At 56.3% G+C, this 21,329-nt stretch carries 19 protein-coding genes; 5 read left to right on the top strand and 14 right to left on the bottom strand.

Features of this window, described 5'->3' with window-relative positions; genetic code table 11:
- Positions 1-61: 61 nt before the first annotated feature.
- On the bottom strand, positions 62-1,126 hold the full coding sequence (gene uxuA, locus ACLH1I_RS16495; protein ID WP_025999212.1) for a mannonate dehydratase: 1,065 nt from the start codon (positions 1,124-1,126) through the stop codon (positions 62-64).
- A gap of 297 nt (positions 1,127-1,423) precedes the next feature.
- Between uxuA and ACLH1I_RS16490 the strand changes: the two genes are divergently transcribed.
- Both ACLH1I_RS16490 and ACLH1I_RS16485 read left to right on the top strand, forming a co-directional pair.
- Entirely contained in the window at positions 1,424-2,440 is a 1,017-nt protein-coding gene (locus tag ACLH1I_RS16490) for a Zn-dependent oxidoreductase (RefSeq protein ID WP_004206214.1), read from the top strand.
- 76 nt (positions 2,441-2,516) lie between these two features.
- Positions 2,517-3,800, top strand: a complete 1,284-nt coding sequence (locus ACLH1I_RS16485; RefSeq protein ID WP_004206215.1) for an MFS transporter — start codon at positions 2,517-2,519, stop codon at positions 3,798-3,800.
- A gap of 52 nt (positions 3,801-3,852) precedes the next feature.
- Here the strand turns inward: ACLH1I_RS16485 and ACLH1I_RS16480 are convergent, their stop codons facing one another.
- Positions 3,853-4,788 (bottom strand): TIGR01212 family radical SAM protein, encoded by a 936-nt coding sequence (locus ACLH1I_RS16480; protein WP_151628891.1) that lies wholly within the window; start codon positions 4,786-4,788, stop codon positions 3,853-3,855.
- A 673-nt stretch (positions 4,789-5,461) separates the two neighbouring features.
- On the opposite strand from ACLH1I_RS16480, the gene gltB reads away from it, so the two are divergent.
- Together gltB and gltD are read left to right on the top strand one after the other, a co-directional pair.
- Positions 5,462-9,922 (top strand): glutamate synthase large subunit, encoded by a 4,461-nt coding sequence (gene gltB, locus ACLH1I_RS16475; RefSeq protein ID WP_017899925.1) that lies wholly within the window; start codon positions 5,462-5,464, stop codon positions 9,920-9,922.
- A gap of 9 nt (positions 9,923-9,931) precedes the next feature.
- A complete protein-coding gene (gene gltD, locus ACLH1I_RS16470) occupies positions 9,932-11,350 on the top strand; it encodes a glutamate synthase subunit GltD (RefSeq protein ID WP_004206218.1) in 1,419 nt (472 codons plus the stop codon).
- Between the two features lie 71 nt (positions 11,351-11,421).
- Here the strand turns inward: gltD and nanQ are convergent, their stop codons facing one another.
- From nanQ to zapE, 12 genes are all read right to left on the bottom strand, one after another.
- A complete protein-coding gene (nanQ, locus tag ACLH1I_RS16465) occupies positions 11,422-11,889 on the bottom strand; it encodes an N-acetylneuraminate anomerase (RefSeq protein WP_004206219.1) in 468 nt (155 codons plus the stop codon).
- Positions 11,876-12,760 (bottom strand): N-acetylmannosamine kinase, encoded by an 885-nt coding sequence (gene nanK / locus ACLH1I_RS16460; protein WP_049116165.1) that lies wholly within the window; start codon positions 12,758-12,760, stop codon positions 11,876-11,878. Before nanK ends, nanQ begins: the two co-directional genes overlap by 14 nt.
- Positions 12,757-13,446, bottom strand: coding sequence for an N-acetylmannosamine-6-phosphate 2-epimerase (locus ACLH1I_RS16455; protein WP_004206221.1), 690 nt, complete (start codon positions 13,444-13,446; stop codon positions 12,757-12,759). The genes nanK and ACLH1I_RS16455 overlap by 4 nt, the downstream gene beginning before the upstream one ends.
- A gap of 49 nt (positions 13,447-13,495) precedes the next feature.
- On the bottom strand, positions 13,496-14,983 hold the full coding sequence (locus tag ACLH1I_RS16450; RefSeq protein ID WP_049116166.1) for an MFS transporter: 1,488 nt from the start codon (positions 14,981-14,983) through the stop codon (positions 13,496-13,498).
- 104 nt (positions 14,984-15,087) lie between these two features.
- Positions 15,088-15,981, bottom strand: coding sequence for an N-acetylneuraminate lyase (gene nanA / locus ACLH1I_RS16445; RefSeq protein ID WP_004206223.1), 894 nt, complete (start codon positions 15,979-15,981; stop codon positions 15,088-15,090).
- Positions 15,982-16,129: 148 nt separating this feature from the next.
- On the bottom strand, positions 16,130-16,909 hold the full coding sequence (gene nanR / locus ACLH1I_RS16440) for a transcriptional regulator NanR (protein WP_004206225.1): 780 nt from the start codon (positions 16,907-16,909) through the stop codon (positions 16,130-16,132).
- 93 nt (positions 16,910-17,002) lie between these two features.
- Positions 17,003-17,497, bottom strand: a complete 495-nt coding sequence (sspB, locus tag ACLH1I_RS16435; protein ID WP_002918465.1) for a ClpXP protease specificity-enhancing factor — start codon at positions 17,495-17,497, stop codon at positions 17,003-17,005.
- Positions 17,498-17,500: 3 nt separating this feature from the next.
- Positions 17,501-18,139 (bottom strand): stringent starvation protein SspA, encoded by a 639-nt coding sequence (sspA, locus tag ACLH1I_RS16430; protein ID WP_002918467.1) that lies wholly within the window; start codon positions 18,137-18,139, stop codon positions 17,501-17,503.
- On the bottom strand, positions 18,109-18,393 hold the full coding sequence (locus ACLH1I_RS16425; RefSeq protein ID WP_136023330.1) for a hypothetical protein: 285 nt from the start codon (positions 18,391-18,393) through the stop codon (positions 18,109-18,111). Before ACLH1I_RS16425 ends, sspA begins: the two co-directional genes overlap by 31 nt.
- Before the next feature lie 57 nt (positions 18,394-18,450).
- The gene (rpsI, locus tag ACLH1I_RS16420) at positions 18,451-18,843 is read right to left on the bottom strand and encodes a 30S ribosomal protein S9 (RefSeq protein WP_000829818.1); all 393 of its coding nucleotides are present in this window, start codon (positions 18,841-18,843) and stop codon (positions 18,451-18,453) included.
- Between the two features lie 15 nt (positions 18,844-18,858).
- The gene (gene rplM / locus ACLH1I_RS16415) at positions 18,859-19,287 is read right to left on the bottom strand and encodes a 50S ribosomal protein L13 (RefSeq protein WP_002918559.1); all 429 of its coding nucleotides are present in this window, start codon (positions 19,285-19,287) and stop codon (positions 18,859-18,861) included.
- Positions 19,288-19,552: 265 nt separating this feature from the next.
- The gene (gene zapE, locus ACLH1I_RS16410) at positions 19,553-20,680 is read right to left on the bottom strand and encodes a cell division protein ZapE (protein ID WP_004206226.1); all 1,128 of its coding nucleotides are present in this window, start codon (positions 20,678-20,680) and stop codon (positions 19,553-19,555) included.
- 190 nt (positions 20,681-20,870) lie between these two features.
- Between zapE and zapG the strand changes: the two genes are divergently transcribed.
- A complete protein-coding gene (zapG, locus tag ACLH1I_RS16405; RefSeq protein WP_004206227.1) occupies positions 20,871-21,269 on the top strand; it encodes a Z-ring associated protein ZapG in 399 nt (132 codons plus the stop codon).
- The last annotated feature ends 60 nt before the right edge of the window (positions 21,270-21,329 follow it).

Here is a 21,329-nt window from a genome sequence, read left to right as displayed (position 1 = left end):
GATATGACGGCTGGCCGCCAAGGCGAACCAGCCGCTAAAAAGAGGCATGGTCAGGAGGAGGCTAGCGCTTGCTTAGCGCCTCCCAGAGACCTTTGAGGTAGGTCACCCCGAGTGCGCGATCGTATAAACCATAGCCCGGGCGTCCGGTCTCTCCCCAGATAAAGCGGCCATGATCCGGGCGTATATAGCCGTCGAAGCCGTTATCGTGCAACGCTTGCATCACCTTGTACATATCCAGGGAGCCGTATTCTGACGGATGGGCGCACTCGTAAAAGTCTTTATCCTGCATCAGTTTAATATTGCGGACGTGGGCAAAATGGATCCGCTTGCGGCGGGTAAACTCAGCCAGAATAGCGTATACGTCGTTATCCGGATCTTCGGCAATCGAGCCGGTGCAGAGGGTAATGCCGTTGGCGGGTGAATCGACAGCCCGGCAGATCCAGTCCAGATCGTCGCGGTTTTTGACCACCCGCGGCAGGCCAAATATCGAGTACGGCGGATCGTCAGGATGGATCGCCATTTTCACGCCCACCTCTTCGCAAACCGGGATCACCGCCTGCAGAAAATAGACCAGGTTCTCCCGCAGCTTGTGGTCATCCACCGCGCTATATTTGGCAAACAGGGTCTGCACTTCCGCCAGCCGTTCCGGCTCCCAGCCCGGCAACGCGAAGCCGTTTGAATTCTCCAGGACCTCCTTCACCACGTCTTCCAGCCGCTTATCGATATCTTTCTTCTCAAAAGCCATCGTTAACGAGCCATCCGGCAGGACGTAGTTCATATCCGTCTTCATCCAGTCAAACACCGGCATGAAGTTATAGCAGATGACTTTGACGCCGAAGCGGGCAAGGTGGCGAATGGTCTGCTGATAGTTGGCAATATAGCGGTCACGGGAAGGGAGGCCGATTTTGATGTCGTCATGGATGTTGACGCTCTCTATCACCTCCATTTTCAGGCCTGCGGCATGGGCCTGGCTGACCAGACGCTCAATTTTATCCTCCGGCCATACCTCGCCGACCGCGACGTCATAGAGCGCGCCGACCACTCCCTCCACGCCGGGCACCTGGCGTATATGCTCTAATGAAACCTTATCTTCCTCTGGTCCAAACCAGCGCATTGTCATCTGCATCGTCATCACCTGCTCAACATAGTTTAATTTCACCCTACTACCATACCAGTAATCATAATTGATTGAGCCTTAACTGTCGTGATGACGATCACATTCCTGCTGACCGGCTCGTCGGTAAGGTCGCTTTCGCGGCATTCATAATTTTTCTCAATTTATTTCAATAAATTAATCATTCCCGGGCTTTTTCTGACGACCTTCGCCAAATGTGATCCAGAGCTAGTTATGATCAATTGCATACTTGTATGGTAATAAAAATAACGCTATTTGTTCAGAAAACAGACAAGGGAAGAAACAGAAATGAGAAGCGTCGTTGTCAAAGAGCCAGGCCAACTGAACATCGAATCCCGTCCGGTTCCCGCTCCGGGCGCCCACGAAGTCCGGGTGAAAATCGCCTTTGCCGGGATCTGCGGGTCCGATGTGCATATCTATCAAGGCCATAACCCCTTCGCGAAATATCCTCGCGTTATCGGCCATGAATTCTTCGGCATCATTGATGCCGTCGGCGAGCAGGTCTCTTCGGCACGCATCGGCGAGCGCGTCGCGGTCGACCCTGTCGTCAGCTGCGGCCATTGTTATCCCTGCTCGGTGGGGCGGCCGAATGTCTGTGCGCAGCTCCAGGTCATCGGGGTTCACCGCGACGGCGGATTCAGCGACTACGCCTGCGTGCCGGCGAAAAACGCCTGGCGCATTCCGGAGGCCATCAGCGATCGTCAGGCGACGATGGTTGAGCCTTTTACCATTGCGGCAAACATTACCGCCCAGCTGCAGCCCACGGCGCAGGATATCGCCCTGATCTACGGCGCAGGTCCGATGGGTCTGACGGCGATCCAGGCGCTGAAGGGGGTGTATGGCGTTAAGCAGGTGATCGTAGTGGACCGCATTGCCGAACGTCTGCAGATGGCGCGGGACAACGGCGCCGATTTGACGCTGGATAACACTCACCAGCCGCTGGCGGAACAGCTGGCGCAGCGGCAGATAGCCCCCACGCTGATCATCGATGCCGCCTGCCATCCGGCGATCCTTCAGGAGGCCATTCTCCTCGCCTCTCCCGCCGCACGCATCGGCATACTCGGCTTCTCCGGCGAGCCGTCCACCCTGACCCAGCAAAGCATCACCAGCAAAGAGATCTCCATTTTCTCCTCCCGGCTAAACAGCGGGCGTTTTCCGCTGGTTATCGACTGGATGGAGAAAGGCCTTATCCAGCCTGAGGCGTTAATCACCCACTGCATGCCGCTGGAGCAGGTAAAAGAGGCGATGGAGATTTTCGCCAACGATCGGAAAACTTGCTGCAAGGTATTGCTGCAGCTGGGTTAAATGCTAAATAACGGGCGACGTGAATATTGATATCCGTCGCGCAAGAGCTCAATAATATAATCATCATGGTGTCATCATGGGAAAAAATATCCGCTGGATTATCGTCCTGTTATTATTTTTAGTATATATGATTAATTATCTGGACCGGGTGGCGTTATCCATTACGGTACCAATGATTGAAAAGGATCTGGCGCTAAACGCTGAACAATTTGGTATTATTTTCGGCAGTTTTTTCTTCGGCTATGCGGTATTTAATTTTATTGGCGGTCTGGCCGTAGATAAGTTTGGCGCAACGCTGGTCCTGGGGCTGGCGGTGGGGATGTGGTCGCTGTTTTGCGGCTTAACTGCCTTTGCCACCGGCTTTTATTCCATGCTGATGCTGCGAGTCCTCTTCGGGATGGCTGAGGGCCCGATTTGCGCGTCGGCGAACAAGATGATCAACGGCTGGTTTCCCAAGAAGCAAGCGGCCACCGCCGTGGGGCTGCTCAGCGCCGGCTCTCCGCTGGGCGGCGCGGTTGCCGGCCCCATCGTCGGTTATCTGGCCCTGGCATTCGGCTGGCGCCCGGCGTTTATGATTATTTTCGCCATCGGCATTGTGTGGATGATAGTGTGGTTTTTTATTGCCGCTAACTCGCCGGAAAAACATAAACATGTCAGCCGGGAAGAGCTCATGCTCATTAATAATATGAAGCAAGAGGAGTCTGCGCTGGAATCAACTGAAAATCAAACCGCCCACTCGCTGGGTTATTATCTCAAACAACCTATTATACTGGTGACGGCCTTTGCCTTCTTTTGCTACAACTATATTCTGTTTTTCTTTCTCAGCTGGTTTCCGTCCTATCTGGTTCAGCAGCACCATCTCGATATTAAACAGATGAGCCTCACCACCATGATCCCATGGATAGTCGGCTTTGTCGGTCTGGCGCTGGGGGGCTATATTTCCGATAAAATTTTTAAACTCACCGGACGCCTGCTGCTGTCACGCAAAATTGTGCTGGTGGTATGTCTGCTGATGGCCGCCATCTGTGTGGGGCTTGCCGGTACCGTCAGCAGCGTCGTTCCTGCCGTTCTGCTGATGTCAGTCTCCATCTTTTTCCTCTATGTCACCGGAGCGATCTACTGGGCGATTATCCAGGACGTGGTGCATAAATCCCGCGTTGGCGGCACCAGCGGCTTTATCCACCTTATCGGCAGCGTCTCCGGCATCGTGGGACCGATTGTCACCGGCTATATCGTGCAGTCTACCGGTAAATTCGACAGCGCCTTTGTCCTCGCCGGCACTATCGCCGCGCTCGGCGCCCTGCTGGTGCTGTTCGTGATCAAAACGCCGCGTGTGACGATGAAAGCCAGTCAGGCTTAGTTGACAGGAAAGCCATGCCCGGCGCAGCCATCACGCCGGGCATCCTCTTAGACTATTTCGCCGACTGGGGCGCGACCCAGCTGCGGCCCAGCGCCGAACCCTGAGCGCCCTGCTCATTCAGATAGCGATCCAGTTCAATCATTCCGGTCCAGCGATTTTCGCACCACAGCGGCGCGAGCAGCGTCGGCCGACGGGCGCTGGCCGATATGCGATGGTAGATCACCTCCGGCGGGGTATGGCGGATCATCTCCCCGGCGGTGACGGTATACGCCTCCAGTTCGATGCCATCGAGACGACCGGCCTGCCATGCTTTTGCCATAATGCTGCCTTTCACAATATGCAGCGGATGCAGCTTTATGCCATCCACGCCGGTGGTCACGACCCGCTCCACCGTCTCGAGGCCGTGCTCCTGGCTCTCCCCGGGCAGGCCGACGATCAGATGCGCGCATACCTTCAGTCCGCGCTCACGCGCCAGACGCGCGGTGCGCTGGTAACAGGCGAAATCATGCCCGCGGTTAATGCGATGCAGGGTCTTATCATGGGCGGTCTGCAGCCCCAGCTCCAGCCAAACCTCATACCCCTGCTGGTGGTATTCACTGAGCAGGTCGAGAACCGCCTCCGGCACGCAGTCCGGGCGGGTGCCAACGCAGAGGCCAACGATATTCGCCTCGCTGACGGCCTGACGATACATCGAGCGGAGCACCTGCACTTCAGCAAAGGTGCTGGTATAAGCCTGAAAGTAGGCCAGATAACGCTTTGCCCGGTTAACAAGCTGCGCCTGATGGGCGAGCTGTTCGGCGATGGATCGATGCTGCTGCGCTTCATCCGCAAACGAGGCCACGTTACAGAATGTGCAACCGCCACGGCCCAGCGTGCCGTCGCGGTTCGGGCAGCTAAAACCGCCGTGCAGCGTTAGCTTATGGACCTTTTCACCATAGCGGCGCAGAAGATCCCCACCAAACATATTGACTAATTTCTGTAACTGCATAATCTGATAGACCGGCCTCAACAAAGGGGGCCAAGCCTGCCACTTTTCGTCACCGACGGCGATGACCTGGATCAATCGTCAGCGCGGCGAATCATCCCATTGCATAAACAATCATGATTACTGCAATTTCATTCACCCGCAGGGTAATGAGTTTTCCTTATATTTCATCATCGCGCGGCCCTAATCTGCTTTATGGTAAAAAACAGTATTAATATCCATCACAAACATTTACAGCAGTCAAATGTGCTAATAATGAAATGTATTTCAGCGTAGATCGGTAATGCAAAGCCGCGCGCACAGTGAGACAGATCACACTAGCCTTACCCTCTGCAGGCGTATCCAAAGCATAAAAAATGTCATTATTTATTTTAAAAACAACAATTTAATACCTGCATAGCACATTTTTGTATTAATAAGATTGCCATTTGACGTAAGTGTGGATTCCCGATAAGTTGGGAATCCGCTGGAAGCTTTCTGGATGAGCACTCTGCTCATCATATTTATGCAGTAATTGAGATTCCCTCTTAACAGCAAGTCCTCAAACTTGTGTACCGATGCGAAAAGGATTTAAAGAGGGCGAATGCGAGGTGCAAACCCCGTCGCCATGCTCTTTCTGTGCCTGTGCGCAATCGGTATCGGAGGGGGTCCGTAGAGCCTGGGGAGGTTCACTGATATGTTGTACGACAAATCCCTTGAGAGGGATAACTGTGGTTTCGGCCTGATCGCCCACATAGAAGGCGAACCTAGCCACAAGGTAGTGCGAACCGCGATACACGCACTGGCCCGCATGCAGCACCGTGGCGCAATCCTTGCCGATGGTAAAACCGGCGACGGTTGCGGTCTGCTGCTGCAAAAACCCGATCGTTTCTTCCGCATCGTTGCCGAAGAGCGCGGCTGGCGTTTAGCCAAAAACTACGCCGTTGGGATGCTGTTCCTGAATAAAGATCCTGAACTGGCGAAAGCGGCGCGCCGCATCGTTGAAGAAGAACTTCAGCTTGAGACCCTGTCGATCGTCGGCTGGCGCGATGTGCCGACCAACGAAGGCGTGCTCGGTGAAATCGCCCTCTCCTCGCTGCCCCGTATTGAGCAAATCTTTGTTAACGCCCCGGCCGGCTGGCGCCCGCGCGATATGGAGCGCCGTCTGTTTATTGCGCGTCGTCGCATTGAAAAACGCCTGCAGGAAGACAAAGATTTCTACGTTTGTAGCTTGTCCAACCTGGTCAACATCTATAAAGGTCTGTGTATGCCGGCGGATTTGCCGCGCTTCTACCTGGACCTCGCGGACCTGCGCCTGGAGTCGGCTATCTGCCTGTTCCACCAGCGCTTCTCCACCAACACCGTACCACGCTGGCCGCTGGCACAGCCGTTCCGCTACCTGGCGCACAACGGTGAAATCAACACCATCACCGGCAACCGCCAGTGGGCTCGCGCCCGTACCTATAAGTTCCAGACCCCGCTGATCCCGGACCTGCACGACGCTGCGCCGTTCGTTAACGAAACCGGCTCCGACTCCAGTTCAATGGACAACATGCTGGAGCTGCTGCTGGCCGGCGGGATGGACATCGTGCGCGCCATGCGTCTGCTGGTGCCGCCAGCCTGGCAGAACAACCCGGATATGGATCCGGAGCTGCGTTCGTTCTTCGACTTTAACTCCATGCATATGGAGCCATGGGACGGCCCGGCGGGCATCGTCATGTCCGACGGTCGCTACGCGGCCTGTAACCTCGACCGTAATGGCCTGCGCCCGGCGCGCTACGTCATTACCAAAGATAAGCTCATCACCTGCGCCTCTGAAGTCGGCATCTGGGACTACCAGCCGGACGAAGTGGTTGAAAAAGGCCGCGTGGGCCCGGGCGAGCTGATGGTTATCGATACCCGTGCCGGACGCATTCTGCACTCGGCGGAAACCGATGACGATCTGAAGAGCCGCCATCCGTATAAAGAGTGGATGGAGAAAAACGTTCGTCGCCTGGTGCCGTTTGAAGATCTGCCGGACGAAGAGGTTGGCAGCCGCCAGCTGGACGACGATCTGCTGGCCAGCTACCAGAAACAGTTTAACTACAGCGCGGAAGAGCTGGACTCGGTTCTGCGCGTGCTCGGCGAAAATGGCCAGGAGGCGGTCGGCTCTATGGGCGATGACACGCCGTTTGCCGTCCTTTCCAGCCAGCCGCGCATTATCTACGATTACTTCCGTCAGCAGTTCGCCCAGGTGACGAACCCGCCTATCGATCCGCTGCGTGAAGCGCACGTCATGTCGCTGGCCACCAGCATCGGTCGCGAAATGAACGTCTTCTGCGAAGCGGAAGGCCAGGCGCATCGTCTGAGCTTCAAATCGCCGATCCTGCTGTACTCCGATTTCAAACAGCTGACGACGATGGAAGAAGAGCACTATCGTGCCGACGTCCTCGACATCACCTTCAACCCGGCAGAGGCTTCCCTCAGCGAGACGGTGAAGGCCCTGTGCGACAAAGCGGAGCAGATGGTACGCGATGGTACCGTGCTGCTGGTCCTCTCCGACCGTAACATCGCCAAAGACCGCCTGCCGGTGCCGGCGCCGATGGCCGTTGGCGCGATCCAGACCCGTCTGGTCGATAAAAGTCTGCGCTGCGATGCCAACATCATCGTTGAAACCGCCAGCGCTCGCGATCCGCACCACTTCGCCGTGCTGCTGGGCTTCGGCGCGACAGCTATCTATCCGTACCTCGCCTATGAAACGCTGGCGAAGCTGGTCGACAGCAAAGCCATCGATAAACCGTACCGTGCGGTGATGCTGAACTATCGCAACGGTATCAACAAAGGTCTGTATAAGATCATGTCCAAGATGGGGATCTCGACCATCGCCTCCTACCGCTGCTCGAAGCTGTTCGAAGCGGTCGGTCTGCATCGCGATGTCTCCGATCTCTGCTTCCAGGGCGTGGTCAGCCGCATCGGCGGCGCCGGCTTCGACGATTTCCAGCAGGATCTGCTGAATCTGTCGAAACGCGCCTGGCTGGCACGCAAGCCGCTGGCTCAGGGCGGTCTGCTGAAGTACGTTCACGGCGGCGAATATCACGCCTACAACCCGGACGTGGTGCGCACCCTGCAGCAGGCTGTGCAGAGCGGTGAGTACAGCGATTATCAACAATACGCGAAGCTGGTTAACGAACGCCCGGCGGCCACGCTGCGCGATCTGCTGGCGCTCAACCCGGGCGAAGACGCCATCAGCATCGACGACGTGGAGCCAGCGAAGGAGCTGTTCAAACGCTTCGATACCGCAGCGATGTCGATCGGCGCCCTGAGTCCGGAAGCGCACGAGTCGCTGGCGGAAGCGATGAACAGCATCGGCGGCTTCTCCAACTCCGGTGAAGGCGGTGAAGACCCGGCGCGCTACGGCACCAACAAAGTGTCGCGCATCAAGCAGGTGGCATCCGGCCGCTTCGGCGTCACCCCAGCCTATCTGGTCAATGCCGACGTTATCCAGATCAAAGTCGCCCAGGGCGCGAAGCCGGGTGAAGGCGGTCAGCTGCCGGGTGATAAAGTCACCCCGTACATCGCTAAACTACGCTATTCGGTACCGGGCGTGACGCTGATCTCCCCGCCGCCGCACCACGATATCTACTCTATCGAGGATCTGGCGCAGCTGATTTTCGACCTCAAGCAGGTTAACCCGAAAGCGATGATCTCGGTCAAGCTGGTTTCGGAACCGGGCGTGGGCACCATCGCCACCGGCGTAGCCAAGGCTTATGCCGATCTGATCACCATCGCCGGCTACGACGGCGGCACCGGGGCAAGCCCGCTCACTTCAGTGAAATATGCCGGCTGTCCGTGGGAGCTTGGTCTGGTGGAAACCCAGCAGGCGCTGGTCGCTAACGGTCTGCGTCACAAGATCCGTCTGCAGGTGGATGGCGGCCTGAAAACCGGCCTCGATATCATCAAAGCGGCGATCCTTGGCGCGGAAAGCTTCGGCTTCGGCACCGGCCCGATGGTGGCGCTGGGCTGTAAATACCTGCGTATTTGTCACCTGAACAACTGCGCGACCGGCGTGGCGACCCAGGATGACAAACTGCGTAAGAACCACTATCACGGTCTGCCGTTCAAAGTGACCAACTACTTTGAATTTATCGCCCGTGAAACCCGCGAGCTGATGGCCCAGCTGGGCGTCAAGCGACTGGTGGATCTGATTGGCCGCACCGATCTGCTCAAAGAGCTGGATGGGTTCACCGCCAAGCAGCAGAAACTGGATCTGGGTAAACTGCTGGAGACCGCAGAGCCGCATCCTGGCAAAGCGCTGTACTGCACCGAAAATAACCCGCCGTTCGATAACGGCGTGCTCAACGCCCAGCTGCTGCAGCAGGCGAAACCGTACGTTGATGAAAAGCAGAGCAAAACGTTCTGGTTCGATATCCGCAACACCGACCGCTCCGTGGGGGCCTCGCTGTCCGGGTATATCGCCCAGACCCATGGCGACCAGGGACTGGCGGGCGACCCGATCGTCGCTCACTTTAGCGGCACCGCGGGCCAGAGCTTCGGCGTGTGGAACGCCGGCGGCGTGGAACTGCATCTGACGGGCGACGCCAACGACTATGTCGGCAAAGGCATGGCGGGCGGTCTGCTGGCCATTCGTCCTCCGGTGGGCTCCGCTTTCCGCAGTCACGAAGCCAGCATTATCGGCAACACCTGCCTGTACGGCGCGACCGGTGGTCGTCTGTACGCCGCAGGCCGCGCAGGTGAGCGTTTCGCGGTGCGTAACTCCGGCGCCATTACCGTGGTGGAAGGCATCGGCGACAACGGCTGTGAATATATGACCGGCGGCATCGTCTGCGTGCTCGGTAAAACCGGCGTCAACTTTGGCGCAGGGATGACCGGCGGCTTTGCCTATGTCCTGGATGAAGATGGCGACTTCCGCAAGCGCGTGAATCCGGAGTTGGTGGAAGTGCTGGACGTTGACTCTCTGGCCATCCATGAAGAGCACCTGCGCGGTTTAATCACCGAGCACGTACAGCTTACCGGTTCGCAACGCGGCGAAGAGATCCTCGCCAACTGGCCGGCCTTCTCCGCGAAGTTTGCGCTGGTTAAACCGAAGTCCAGCGATGTTAAAGCACTGTTGGGTCACCGTAGTCGTTCCGCAGCTGAGCTGCGGGTGCAGGCGCAGTAAGGGGTTAAGATGAGTCAGAACGTTTATCAATTTATCGACCTGCAGCGCGTTGATCCGCCAAAGAAACCGCTGAAGATCCGTAAAATTGAATTTGTGGAAATTTACGAGCCGTTTTCAGAAGGCCAGGCCAAGGCGCAGGCAGATCGCTGCCTGTCCTGCGGCAACCCGTACTGCGAATGGAAGTGCCCGGTGCATAACTACATCCCGAACTGGCTGAAGCTGGCCAACGAGGGACGTATTTTTGAGGCGGCTGAGCTGTCGCACCAGACCAACACCCTGCCGGAAGTCTGCGGGCGCGTTTGCCCGCAGGACCGCCTGTGTGAAGGCTCCTGTACGCTGAACGATGAGTTCGGCGCGGTGACCATCGGCAACATCGAACGCTATATCAACGATAAAGCATTCGAGATGGGCTGGCGTCCGGATCTCTCCGGCGTGAAACCGACCGGTAAAACCGTCGCTATCATCGGCGCTGGCCCGGCGGGCCTCGCCTGTGCCGACGTCCTGACCCGTAACGGCGTCAAGGCGGTGGTGTTTGACCGCCATCCGGAAATCGGCGGCCTGCTGACCTTCGGTATCCCGGCGTTCAAGCTGGAAAAAGAGGTGATGACCCGCCGCCGGGAGATCTTCACTGGCATGGGCATTGAGTTCAAACTCAATACCGAAGTGGGCCGTGACGTGCAGCTTGACGACCTGCTGAAAGAGTACGATGCGGTGTTCCTCGGCGTTGGCACCTATCAGTCAATGCGCGGCGGGCTGGACAACGAAGACGCCCAGGGCGTCTACGACGCGCTGCCGTTCCTGATCGCCAATACCAAGCAGATCATGGGCTTTGGCGAAACCGCCGATGAGCCCTACGTCAGCATGGAAGGCAAACGCGTGGTCGTGCTCGGCGGTGGCGACACCGCGATGGACTGCGTACGCACCTCCGTCCGTCAGAATGCGGCTCACGTGATCTGCGCCTATCGTCGTGACGAAGAGAACATGCCGGGTTCAAAACGCGAAGTGAAAAACGCGCGTGAAGAAGGCGTGGAGTTCCAGTTCAACGTCCAGCCGCTGGGTGTGGAAGTGAATGCCAACGGCAAAGTGTGCGGCGTGAAGATGGCGCGCACCGAGATGGGCCAGCCGGATGCAAAAGGCCGCCGTCGCGCGGAGATCGTTCCCGGCTCTGAGCACGTGGTGCCGGCAGACGCCGTCGTCATGGCGTTTGGCTTCCGTCCCCACAGCATGGAGTGGCTGGCGAAGCACAGCGTCGAGCTGGACTCCCAGGGCCGCATCATTGCCCCGGAAGGCAGCGAGAACGCCTTCCAGACCAGCAACCCGAAAATCTTCGCCGGTGGCGATATCGTGCGCGGTTCCGACCTGGTAGTCACCGCGATTGCCGAAGGACGTAAAGCGGCGGACGGGATCCTGAACTACCTGGAAGTGTAATGCGAATACCCGGATAGCGGTTTTATCCGGGTATGGGACTCAGGCCCGATGGTTAATCCCATCGGGCTTATTTATGCGCTTAACAAATTTGCGCTGACTTTAATCACCACTTTTTTTATCTCTGCGGGCTCGGTTATTACGCATCCTGGCTTATGCGGTTCACCCGGCATAAAGATCGCGAACATACCTGGCGTCAGAATGACCGACTGTTCGCCATCAATCGCGTTGCACAGCTGATAATCCTCCTCAACGTGCATCTCCTCGCACTGCATTGCGGAGCCGGCTACGCCGAAAAAAATCTGCTCTTCGCCCGCCAGTAATATCTGGATATCGATAAACTTCGTATGTAGTTCAGCCTTTTTATCTGCCGGAAACTCCGTCATAAACTGCATCACATTCATAAAGACATTATCCCCTTGAAGTTCAACGCTTCCGGGAGAAAGACTCAATAAATCATGATCCAGGGCGAGGGATATCGCCTTTTGTAGCCCCGACGACACGCCAGCCAACAATGGATTGTTTACATCACCGATAATCATGGCTTCTCTCCTTGCCCCATAGCGCCGCTCCCAGCAGGCCAGCATCATGGCGATAGTGTGCTGCGCATAATGGAACCTGGTAAATAGCCGGTTCTTGCGCCAGATAGTCCCTCACCAACGGTAAGTACCCATCCGCCAGGCCAATACTGCCGCCAACGACCACGCACTGGCAATCGGTCAACGCTTTAAGATCGGCAATCATCCGCGCCAAAGTTTGTGCCGAGTGCTGAATGAGTAAACGCGCCTGCGGGTGGCCTTGCGCCGCAAAAGTAAAAATAGATTTCGCATCCAGTCCGCAGAGATCGTCAGTTGCCGCCGCGGCGATTCCCCGTCCGGAAGCAATGGCCTCTACGCAGCCGACGCGACCGCAGCCGCAAAGCGGTCCGTCAGGATCGGCTAACGAGTGCCCCAGGTGTCCGGCCAGGCCTCCGGCCCCGGTAAGTAAAGTACCGTTGCTCACCACGCCGCCGCCAACCCCGGTAGAAACGGTAATAAACGCCATATCGCTGACCTTATCAGCCATCGCCTGGTATTCCGCCCAGGCTGCCGCCTGAGCATCATTTATCGCCAGCGTTGGCAGACCGGTTATTTCTCGTAACGTTTTTACCAGCGGGAAGTGCATGAGTCCGCCAAGATTCTGTGGATTAATTGCAATCAGGTTTCCTTCACGAATAATCCCGGTCGAGGCTATCGCGACGCGCTTTGCCCGCATGCACAGAGGCCTGACAAGCGCCTCCAGCGCCGTGTTCAGAGCATCCGCTGTTTTGCTGGCAGGAGTGGGTAGCTCGCGACGATCGCAGAGCAGCAGGTCATCCGTTACCAGCGCCGCAGCAAGCTTCGTACCGCCAATATCTATCGCCAGCGTCGTCATGACTTCGTCTCTTTTAACGCCGTGTTATACCACTGGCAAATATGTTCCAGGCGGGTAATCGCAGAACCAACGGTCACCGCCCACGCACCGTGGCGTATGGCTTCCGCTGCCTGAGCCGGTGTGTTGTAGCGCCCTTCCGCATTCACCCTGCAACCGGCCTCCGCCAGCGCTTTCACCAGCTCCAGATCTGGTTCATCCGGGGTATACGCCATGGTATAGCCCGACAGCGTAGTGCCGATGATTTCCGCGCCAAGAGCTTGACAGGCCAGGCCATCCTCAAGAGAGGAGCAGTCGGCCATCGCCACTAGCTTATGCTGGTGGATACGCGCCAGTAGCGTTGCCACTGGAACAGGGCGCGCTCGCTCTGTGCCATCAACGGCGATAATATCGGCGCCAGCCTGCATCAATGCATCGATATCTTCCAGATAGGGCGTGATCCTTACCGGCGAATCATCCAGATCGCGTTTAATAATGCCGATAATCGGCACCTTTACCTGCGCGCGTACCGCGCGCAGATTCTCTACGCCTTCAATGCGCAACGCGACCGCCCCGGCCTGCTCCGCCGCCAGCGCCATCGCGGCAACGATCTCCGGCTTATCCAATGGGCTGCCGGGTACCGGTTGACAGGAAACAATAAGACCGCCGTTAGCGCTAATGCGTAAATCCAATTCTTTAAGCAAAGACATACTCGCTCCCTGATAAATATGCACACCCGGCACCGCAGCCGGGCTGTTGTTATCTGGTCTTAACTAAACCGCTTTTGTTACCACCAAAAGGCACCGCTCCGATTAGAGGTTTACCATCGATCGCATCATGAGTTCGTATCGCTTCCGGCCGAATCCAGCGCTGTACGCGGGACGGCATATCCAGCCCAATCAGCAGGATTACAACGAAGGTCAGACCAAAAGAGAGCGATCCCAACGCGGTACCCAAATCCAAACGCTGGGCAATTAAGGCACCCAGCACCGGCGCAATCGCGCCTCCCAGCGCCCCCACGTTGTAGGTAAAACCAAGTCCAGCCGCCCGCTGATCGGTATCGAAATAGCCGCCAATCAGTTTTGGCAAGATCCCGGAGATCCCCTGCCCTAACATCTGCTGGAAAAACAGAAGCAGGCCAAGAACCCAGATGTTTGTGCCGCCAATTGCAAAGACCGGAATAATCAACAACTGTGAAGCCAGCAGGCTGTAAACATAGGCCTTGCGGGTGCCCAGCCAGTCCCCGAGAAATCCGCCCACACAGCAGCCAACCGCCGCGCCAAACCCGCTGAAAAACAAAATCTTTGCCACCGTCGACGGGTCATAGGCCAGCTCGGTTTTCAGATAAGTCGGCAGCAGCGCCTGAATTGGCCATGAATAAAGGAAGGCGAAAAGTACCACCACCATCAGCATCACGCCCGTAGGCCAGCGTTTACCGCTGCTCTGCACCATAAAGCTGATAAATATCACCGCGCACATTACGCCCAGCAGCAGAACGATACCTGCATTTTGTAAGCCACCGGCAAAACAGAACCATAGGGCAGTCGCCGCCACGATGGTCATCAGGATGTTAATAACCCGATGCTTGCCGCGATAAAGCAGATCGACCATAGTCTGTACCGGTTCTTTGCCTTCATGATTCTCTTTCCAGTCTTCGGCTTCCGGAATATTTTTCCGCAGCCAGAGGGCAAATACGATGGGAACAATGCCGATGAAAAAAAGCGCGCGCCAGCCCCAGACGGGTACCACCAGGCTATAAACCTGCGCGGCGATAACTGCGCCAACGGAAAACCCGGAAATCAGAAAACCGCTGGCCTTATTGCGTAAATGCCTTGGCCAGCTTTCGATAACGTAAGTGGCGCTGGAGCCGTACTCTCCAGCCATTCCCATACCGATAACCAGACGCGCGATAAACATTGTTGTGTAACCCGGCGCAAAACCGCAGGCCAGAGTACCGAGAGAGAACAGAATAATGCTGGTCACCATCGCCAGGCGTCGACCATAGCGATCGCCCATCGCGCCAAGCATCAGACCGCCAAACCAGCGAGAAATGAAAGCCGCTGAGATGAGACTTGCAGCCTGAACGGTCGTCAGGCCAAAATCCCCCTGCACTTCGGTGAGCACCAGGGCGATTAATACAAAATCAAAACCATCAAGCAGATACCCGAGCCAGGCGGCGGAAAAAGCCCGCCACTGGGGACGGCTAAGATGGCGGTACCACGGGATGTTCTGGGGCAGTGTACTCATTTTACTCTCCCGACGATGTTTGTTGTCGCGCCAGGGGGCTTCGCTTGCCGGGCCAGGAAAGAGCAACCGCAGGCCGGAAAGCACTGTCGCCACCCGGCTACCGATCAGCCGTGTTCCTGCATTAGCTGCTGCGCCAGCGCTTTCAGCTCCGGCAAGAATTTTTCGTCTACCGGTGCAAACGGCTTACGGCACAGCGGCACAGAGACCACATCCATATAGTGCAATACGGTTTTCAAACCACGGAATACGCCGGTTTTAATCAACAGGTCGATTACCTTGTTGCACTCACATTGCAGCTGCTGTGCTTTGGCAACATCACCCACTTTCAGCGCCGCGACCATTCCCTGGTAACGCCAGCCCATGATGTTGTAAGTACTCCCAATACCGCCATCAGCTCCGGCCAACAGGCCTGAGGCAAATATCTCATCGTAACCGTTGTACAACACCAGATCCGGATGAGCCCGTCGGATCTGTTCCATCTGGAATAGATCGCCTGAAGTCTGCTTTAGCGCACCGACGCCAGGCAGCGTCACCAGGGTATTGATTTGATCGAGGGTCAGCTTCACGCCGCTTAGCGCCGGGATGTTGTACACCACCATCGGCAAGCCATCAGCCGACTCAATAATGGCCTGATAATGCGCGCAGTGTTCTTCGAAACTAAACGGATAATAGAACGGCGTGACGGCGGAGACAGCATCGTAGCCATAACCTACCGCAGCCCTTGCCAGTTGCTGGCTTTCGAGGGTACTCACGCAGCCGACATGGGCGATAAGAGTCATTTTGCCTTTCGCCTCTTCCGCTACGATCTCCAGCACTTCCTGACGCTCTGTGCCGCTCTGGACAAAGGCTTCACCGGTAGATCCTCCAACATATAGTCCATCAACACCCTGACGCAGATTAAATCGCACCAGTCGACGCAGGCTCTCTTTATCCAGTTTTTGCTGCCCATCGAACGGCGTAAGCAACGCCGCCATAACCCCACGTAAATTGACCGCCATATCTACCTCTTTGTGAATTTTTGATGATTAACTATGTACCTTTATACCTGTTATACCAGATCAAATAAGCAGCAGAGTAATAGAGAACGCTTATAATGCGATCTACTTCACTAAACGATCCTCAGGATCGTGAGGGTAAACTATGAGATCAGGCTTTCTGACCTAAGGCGTGCCAGGTGGCGGATACGCTATTGAGGTGGGTCTGGAGGGCGCGATCGGCTTCGTCAGGATCGCGACGACGAATAGCATCAACAATAGCGATATGCTGTTGATAGCTGACGCTGTTATGTTCGTGCAGTTCGCGCTCGGGCACCGTTGGCCGGGCGGCGATTAGCCAGTCCAGCAGGGCCACATGGATAGCCATAAAGATTGGATTACCGGGGATTTCCGCAAGCACGCGGTGAAATTCAACGTCAGAGCGGATAAACAGCGCATTGTCATCCAGCGATTGACTGTTGATCTTTAGCGCTTGCGTCAGCTTTTCCAACTGCTCATTGCTGGCGTGTTCTGCGGCATAGCGAACCAGACTGGACTCAAAAAACAGACGCAGCTGTTCAAAATGCGCGATACCGCCAGGGTGAGACAAAAAGTCTTTCGCCATGCCGGAAAGCTCGCCAATGATGGTGTCCGCTGAAGGCCGGGAAACGCGAGCGCGTTCGCCGTTGCTGATCTGCACCAGTCCCTTACGCTTCAGCGCCGCCAGCGCTTCACGAACCGAAGGACGTCCGACGTTAAAAAAGGTCATTAGCTCACGTTCGGACGGCAGCTGTTCACCCTCCGCAAACTCCCGGCGCCGGATCATCTGCTCCAGCTCTTCTTCCACCATTTCAGACAGTTTTTTGCGCGCCAGAGGACGGCGGCCAAGGCTGTTGCCAATGGAGGACGGGGTATCTTCGGCTTGTGGATCAAATGCGCTCATAGGGACCATTGCGTGATTTGTGACAGCATGTGACGGCTGTTCCATCTTAACACAAGAATTTTGCAGAGAGCATAAAACAGGCCCCGAAGGGCCTGGTAAGGATTATTTCACGACGCGCAGCGCCGGGCGGCCACCGCGCGGCGGCGGCGTGTCGTCAGGATCGTCGTCGTGATTGTCCGGCTTATCGCCATCAATCACCGACATCACCGTTTCGCTTTCACTCTCAGGCGCGACGTCATCATCGTTGAGGCTGCTGACGTCTTCGTCATAGGCCGCTTCCGGTTCAAACATCGTGCCAGCGCCGTTCTCACGGGCATAGATGGCGAGTACCGCAGCCAGCGGGACAGACACGTTGCGCGGCACGCCGCCAAAGCGCGCGTTGAAGCGCACTTCGTCGTTCGCCAGCTCAAGATTACCTACCGCACGCGGAGCAATATTGAGAACGATTTGCCCGTCGCGCGCGTACTCCATCGGCACGAGCACGCCCGGCAGTGTGACATCCACCACCAGGTGCGGCGTCAGCTGGTTATCCAGCAGCCAGTCATAAAACGCCCGCAGCAGATACGGGCGACGCGGCGTCAGCTGTGATACATCCATTATTTAGCCCCGACCGAGGCGCATTTCACGCTCGGCTTCAGTTAAAGAAGCGAGGAAGGAATCACGCTCAAATACGCGAGTCATATAGCCTTTGAGCTCTTTCGCGCCTGCGCCAACCAGCTCCACACCGAGAACCGGCAAACGCCACAGCAGCGGCGCCAGGTAGCAATCCACCAGGCTGAACTCATCGCTCAGGAAGTAAGGTTTCTGGGTGAAGACCGGCGCGATGGCCAGCAGTTCTTCACGCAGCTGCTTACGCGCAGCATCAGCTTGCGCTGCGGTACCGCTCTGGATGGTGTTCATCAGCGAATACCAGTCCTTCTCGATACGTTGCATATACAGACGGCTTTCGCCACGCGCCACCGGATAAACCGGCATTAACGGCGGGTGCGGGAAACGCTCATCCAGGTATTCCATAATGATGCGGGATTCCCACAGAGTGAGCTCACGATCCACCAGCGTCGGTACGCTTTGATTCGGGTTGAGGTCAATCAGATCCTGAGGCGGGTTGTCCTTCTCCACGTGCTCTATCTCAAAACTGACACCCTTCTCGGCCAGCACAATGCGGACCTGATGGCTATAGATGTCAGTAGGACCAGAAAACAGCGTCATTACCGAACGTTTGTTGGCAGCGACAGCCATGAAAACCTCCAGGTATATTCAGAATTTTGTACTGCTGCCAGCCACTCATGGCCAGCCAGATGTAAAAACCCCATTAGCGCGATGTCACCTTCGTTCACGAATAAAACAAAAAATGAACAATCACCAGCATTTGGGCAGAAAATTGGATGATAGTTTACCAGATTTTGAAGACGTTGTGGTGAGGGGATTCTGGAAATGCTGAAAAAGTGGCGAGAACCGGCGGTAAGCTTGTGGATAACAGTCGTTTTATCCATAAAAAAACCCGCCGAAGCGGGTTTTTTCGCAAATTGTTCTGCGTGAGCAGAAAACAATTAACGTTTGGAGAACTGCGGACGACGACGTGCTTTACGCAGACCGACTTTCTTACGTTCAACCTGACGAGCGTCACGAGTGACGAAGCCAGCTTTACGCAGTTCAGAACGCAGGGACTCGTCGTACTCCATCAGAGCGCGGGTGATACCGTGACGGATCGCACCAGCCTGACCAGAGATACCACCACCTTTAACAGTGATGTACAGATCCAGTTTCTCAACCATGTCGACCAGTTCCAGCGGCTGACGAACTACCATGCGGGCAGTTTCACGACCGAAGTACTGTTCCAGAGAACGCTGGTTGATAACGATTTTGCCGTTGCCCGGTTTGATGAAAACGCGAGCTGCGGAACTTTTGCGGCGACCAGTGCCGTAGTATTGATTTTCAGCCATTGCCTATAATCCCGATTAGATGTCAAGAACTTGCGGTTGCTGTGCCGCGTGGTTGTGCTCGTTACCCGCGTAAACTTTCAGTTTACGGTACATAGCACGACCCAGCGGGCCTTTTGGCAGCATGCCTTTAACCGCGATTTCAATCACACGCTCAGGACGGCGGGCAATCATCTCTTCAAAGGTCGCTTCTTTGATACCACCGATGTGGCCGGTGTGGTGGTAGTACATTTTGTCTTCGCGCTTGTTGCCGGTAACAGCAACTTTTTCTGCGTTCAGAACGATGATGTAGTCACCGGTATCAACGTGCGGAGTGTATTCCGCTTTGTGCTTACCGCGCAGGCGACGAGCCAGTTCAGTAGCCAGACGGCCCAGAGTTTTACCGGTCGCGTCAACAACATACCAGTCGCGTTTTACGGTTTCTGGTTTAGCTGTAAAAGTTTTCATTAAAAGCTTACCCAAATAATAAGTTACACGTTGGTGAACACCCAAACGTTTAGTCAGTTGAGGTTCACACGACATTGTCCAGCAAACCTACCCCTTCGAATAGCCTATGCCGGCACATAGAAAGTTTCGGGAAAAAAACCTTCTCGTAACGTGGGGTCGCAAGATTATAGAGAAGTCGGGGTCAAAGATCGACCCCTTTATGAGATTTTTCAGGCAGCTCCCGGAGCGGCCCTGCGGCCCTTAATTCGCCAGGAAAAGTGTCCTGTCAGGGCATATGCGGGCGCTTGAGGTACTCTTCGCTCTGCATCTCCTGCAGGCGCGACAGACAGCGCTGGAACTCAAACTTCAGCCGCTCTCCCTGATAAATGTCGTACAGCGGCACCGCCGCGCTGACCACCAGCTTCACGTGGCGCTCATAGAACTCATCCACCAGGGCGATAAAGCGCCGGGCTTCGCTCTCCAGCTGCGCGGTCATCACCGGCACGTCGAACAGCATCACGGTGTGGAACAGGCGGGAGAGCGCGATATAGTCATGCTGGCTGCGGGCATCCACGCACAGCGTGGCGAACGACGCCGCCAGCGTCTGGTTTTCCACGCCGAGGGTCGGCAGCTCGCGATGGTTGATCTCCAGCGTCGGCCCGGCAGCGCGCGGCGCGCCGGCCAGCGCCAGCCACAGTTTATCCATCTGTTCGCGGGTGTCGTTATTCAGCGGCGACAGCCACAGGTGCGCTTGGGTCAGGGTACGCAAGCGATAATCGATGCCGGCATCAACGTTCATAATATCGCAATGCTGCTTGATGGCGTCGATAGCGGGCAGAAAACGGGCGCGCTGCAGGCCATTGCGATAGAGCTCATCCGGCGGAATATTGGAAGTCGCCACCAGCGTGATGCCGCGGGCGAACAGGGCTTTCATCAGACCGCCCAACAGCATGGCGTCAGTAATATCGGAGACAAAAAACTCGTCGAAACAGAGCACGTCGGTTTCCGCTTTAAAGCGGTCGGCGACAATCTCCAGCGGGTCGCTATGGCCCTGCAGGGTGGTCAGCTCTTCGTGCACCCGCAGCATAAAGCGATGGAAATGCAGGCGCTGCTTACGCTCGCCCGGCAGGCTCTGGTAAAACAGGTCCATCAGCCAGGTTTTCCCTCGCCCCACGCCGCCCCACATATACAGGCCGCGGACAGGCGTCGCCTCGGCTGCTGGTTCGCGCTTACCCAGCAGTTTGCCGAATTTCGCGCGCAAACCGCCGCCTGACGCGACGGGCGCGGGCTGAGTCTGCAGCTCCTGGTAAATGGTATCAAGGCGGCTCACCGCTTCTTGTTGGACGTCGTCGGGTTGATGGCTGCCCTCTTTCAGGGCTGAAAGGTAACGCGATGTTGGAGACAGGCTTTGCATGATCTAATTGTTATTCCTTGAAAACCGTGATGTCGAAGCTCACGATTGACGAAAAAAAGGCCGTTCTACACTACGCGATGATACGCCAGGATTCCACTTCTGTGGAATTAGCGGTTATAGTGGCACTATCGGGCGCAGGCGGAGAGCCTAAGAGCCACCCTACGGAACCACAATACAACGGGAGATGTTCATGACCTGGGAATACGCGCTAATTGGGTTAGTCGTCGGTATCATCATTGGTGCCGTCGCCATGCGTTTCGGCAACCGCAAACTGCGCCAGCAGCAGGCGCTGCAGTTCGAACTGGAAAAGAATAAAGCCGAGCTTGAAGAGTACCGTGAAGAGCTGGTCAGCCATTTTGCGCGCAGCGCCGAGCTGCTGGATAACATGGCGCACGACTACCGTCAGCTGTATCAGCATATGGCGAAAAGCTCTAACAACCTGCTGCCGGATTCCATGGCAGACGCCAACCCGTTCCGCAACCGCCTGGCAGAGTCTGAAGCCAGCAACGATCAGGCGCCGGTCCAGATGCCGCGCGACTACTCCGAAGGCGCATCCGGTTTACTGCGCGGTGGCGCAAAACGCGATTAATCGATCGCCTCTGATAAAATATTCTCCGGGCGCGCCCATCGCGCCCGCTCCTTCCCCCAC

The sequence above is a fragment of the Klebsiella sp. 1SOBk10mer genome, from assembly GCF_046602535.1.
GTDB classification, from domain to species: Bacteria; Pseudomonadota; Gammaproteobacteria; order Enterobacterales; family Enterobacteriaceae; genus Klebsiella; species Klebsiella quasipneumoniae.
The sequence above is the reverse complement of the archived record's forward strand: the minus strand, read 5'-3'. Positions and strand labels throughout refer to the sequence as shown.

Bases quoted from the DNA above. Each gene is read 5' to 3' on its own strand.
- ACLH1I_RS16480 (WP_151628891.1), bottom strand. From the start codon at position 4,788: ATGCAGTTACAGAAATTAGTCAATATGTTTGGTGGGGATCTTCTGCGC.
- nanK (WP_049116165.1), bottom strand. From the start codon at position 12,760: ATGACGACGCTGGCGATAGATATTGGCGGTACGAAGCTTGCTGCGGCG.
- ACLH1I_RS16425 (WP_136023330.1), bottom strand. From the start codon at position 18,393: ATGGATAAAACGACTGTTATCCACAAGCTTACCGCCGGTTCTCGCCAC.
- zapE (WP_004206226.1), bottom strand. From the start codon at position 20,680: ATGCAAAGCCTGTCTCCAACATCGCGTTACCTTTCAGCCCTGAAAGAG.
- nanQ (WP_004206219.1), bottom strand. From the start codon at position 11,889: ATGATTATCGGTGATGTAAACAATCCATTGTTGGCTGGCGTGTCGTCG.
- ACLH1I_RS16490 (WP_004206214.1), top strand. From the start codon at position 1,424: ATGAGAAGCGTCGTTGTCAAAGAGCCAGGCCAACTGAACATCGAATCC.
- ACLH1I_RS16450 (WP_049116166.1), bottom strand. From the start codon at position 14,983: ATGAGTACACTGCCCCAGAACATCCCGTGGTACCGCCATCTTAGCCGT.
- zapG (WP_004206227.1), top strand. From the start codon at position 20,871: ATGACCTGGGAATACGCGCTAATTGGGTTAGTCGTCGGTATCATCATT.
- ACLH1I_RS16485 (WP_004206215.1), top strand. From the start codon at position 2,517: ATGGGAAAAAATATCCGCTGGATTATCGTCCTGTTATTATTTTTAGTA.
- nanR (WP_004206225.1), bottom strand. From the start codon at position 16,909: ATGGTCCCTATGAGCGCATTTGATCCACAAGCCGAAGATACCCCGTCC.
- uxuA (WP_025999212.1), bottom strand. From the start codon at position 1,126: ATGCAGATGACAATGCGCTGGTTTGGACCAGAGGAAGATAAGGTTTCA.
- rpsI (WP_000829818.1), bottom strand. From the start codon at position 18,843: ATGGCTGAAAATCAATACTACGGCACTGGTCGCCGCAAAAGTTCCGCA.
- gltD (WP_004206218.1), top strand. From the start codon at position 9,932: ATGAGTCAGAACGTTTATCAATTTATCGACCTGCAGCGCGTTGATCCG.
- gltB (WP_017899925.1), top strand. From the start codon at position 5,462: ATGTTGTACGACAAATCCCTTGAGAGGGATAACTGTGGTTTCGGCCTG.
- sspB (WP_002918465.1), bottom strand. From the start codon at position 17,497: ATGGATGTATCACAGCTGACGCCGCGTCGCCCGTATCTGCTGCGGGCG.
- sspA (WP_002918467.1), bottom strand. From the start codon at position 18,139: ATGGCTGTCGCTGCCAACAAACGTTCGGTAATGACGCTGTTTTCTGGT.
- rplM (WP_002918559.1), bottom strand. From the start codon at position 19,287: ATGAAAACTTTTACAGCTAAACCAGAAACCGTAAAACGCGACTGGTAT.
- ACLH1I_RS16455 (WP_004206221.1), bottom strand. From the start codon at position 13,446: ATGTCTTTGCTTAAAGAATTGGATTTACGCATTAGCGCTAACGGCGGT.
- nanA (WP_004206223.1), bottom strand. From the start codon at position 15,981: ATGGCGGTCAATTTACGTGGGGTTATGGCGGCGTTGCTTACGCCGTTC.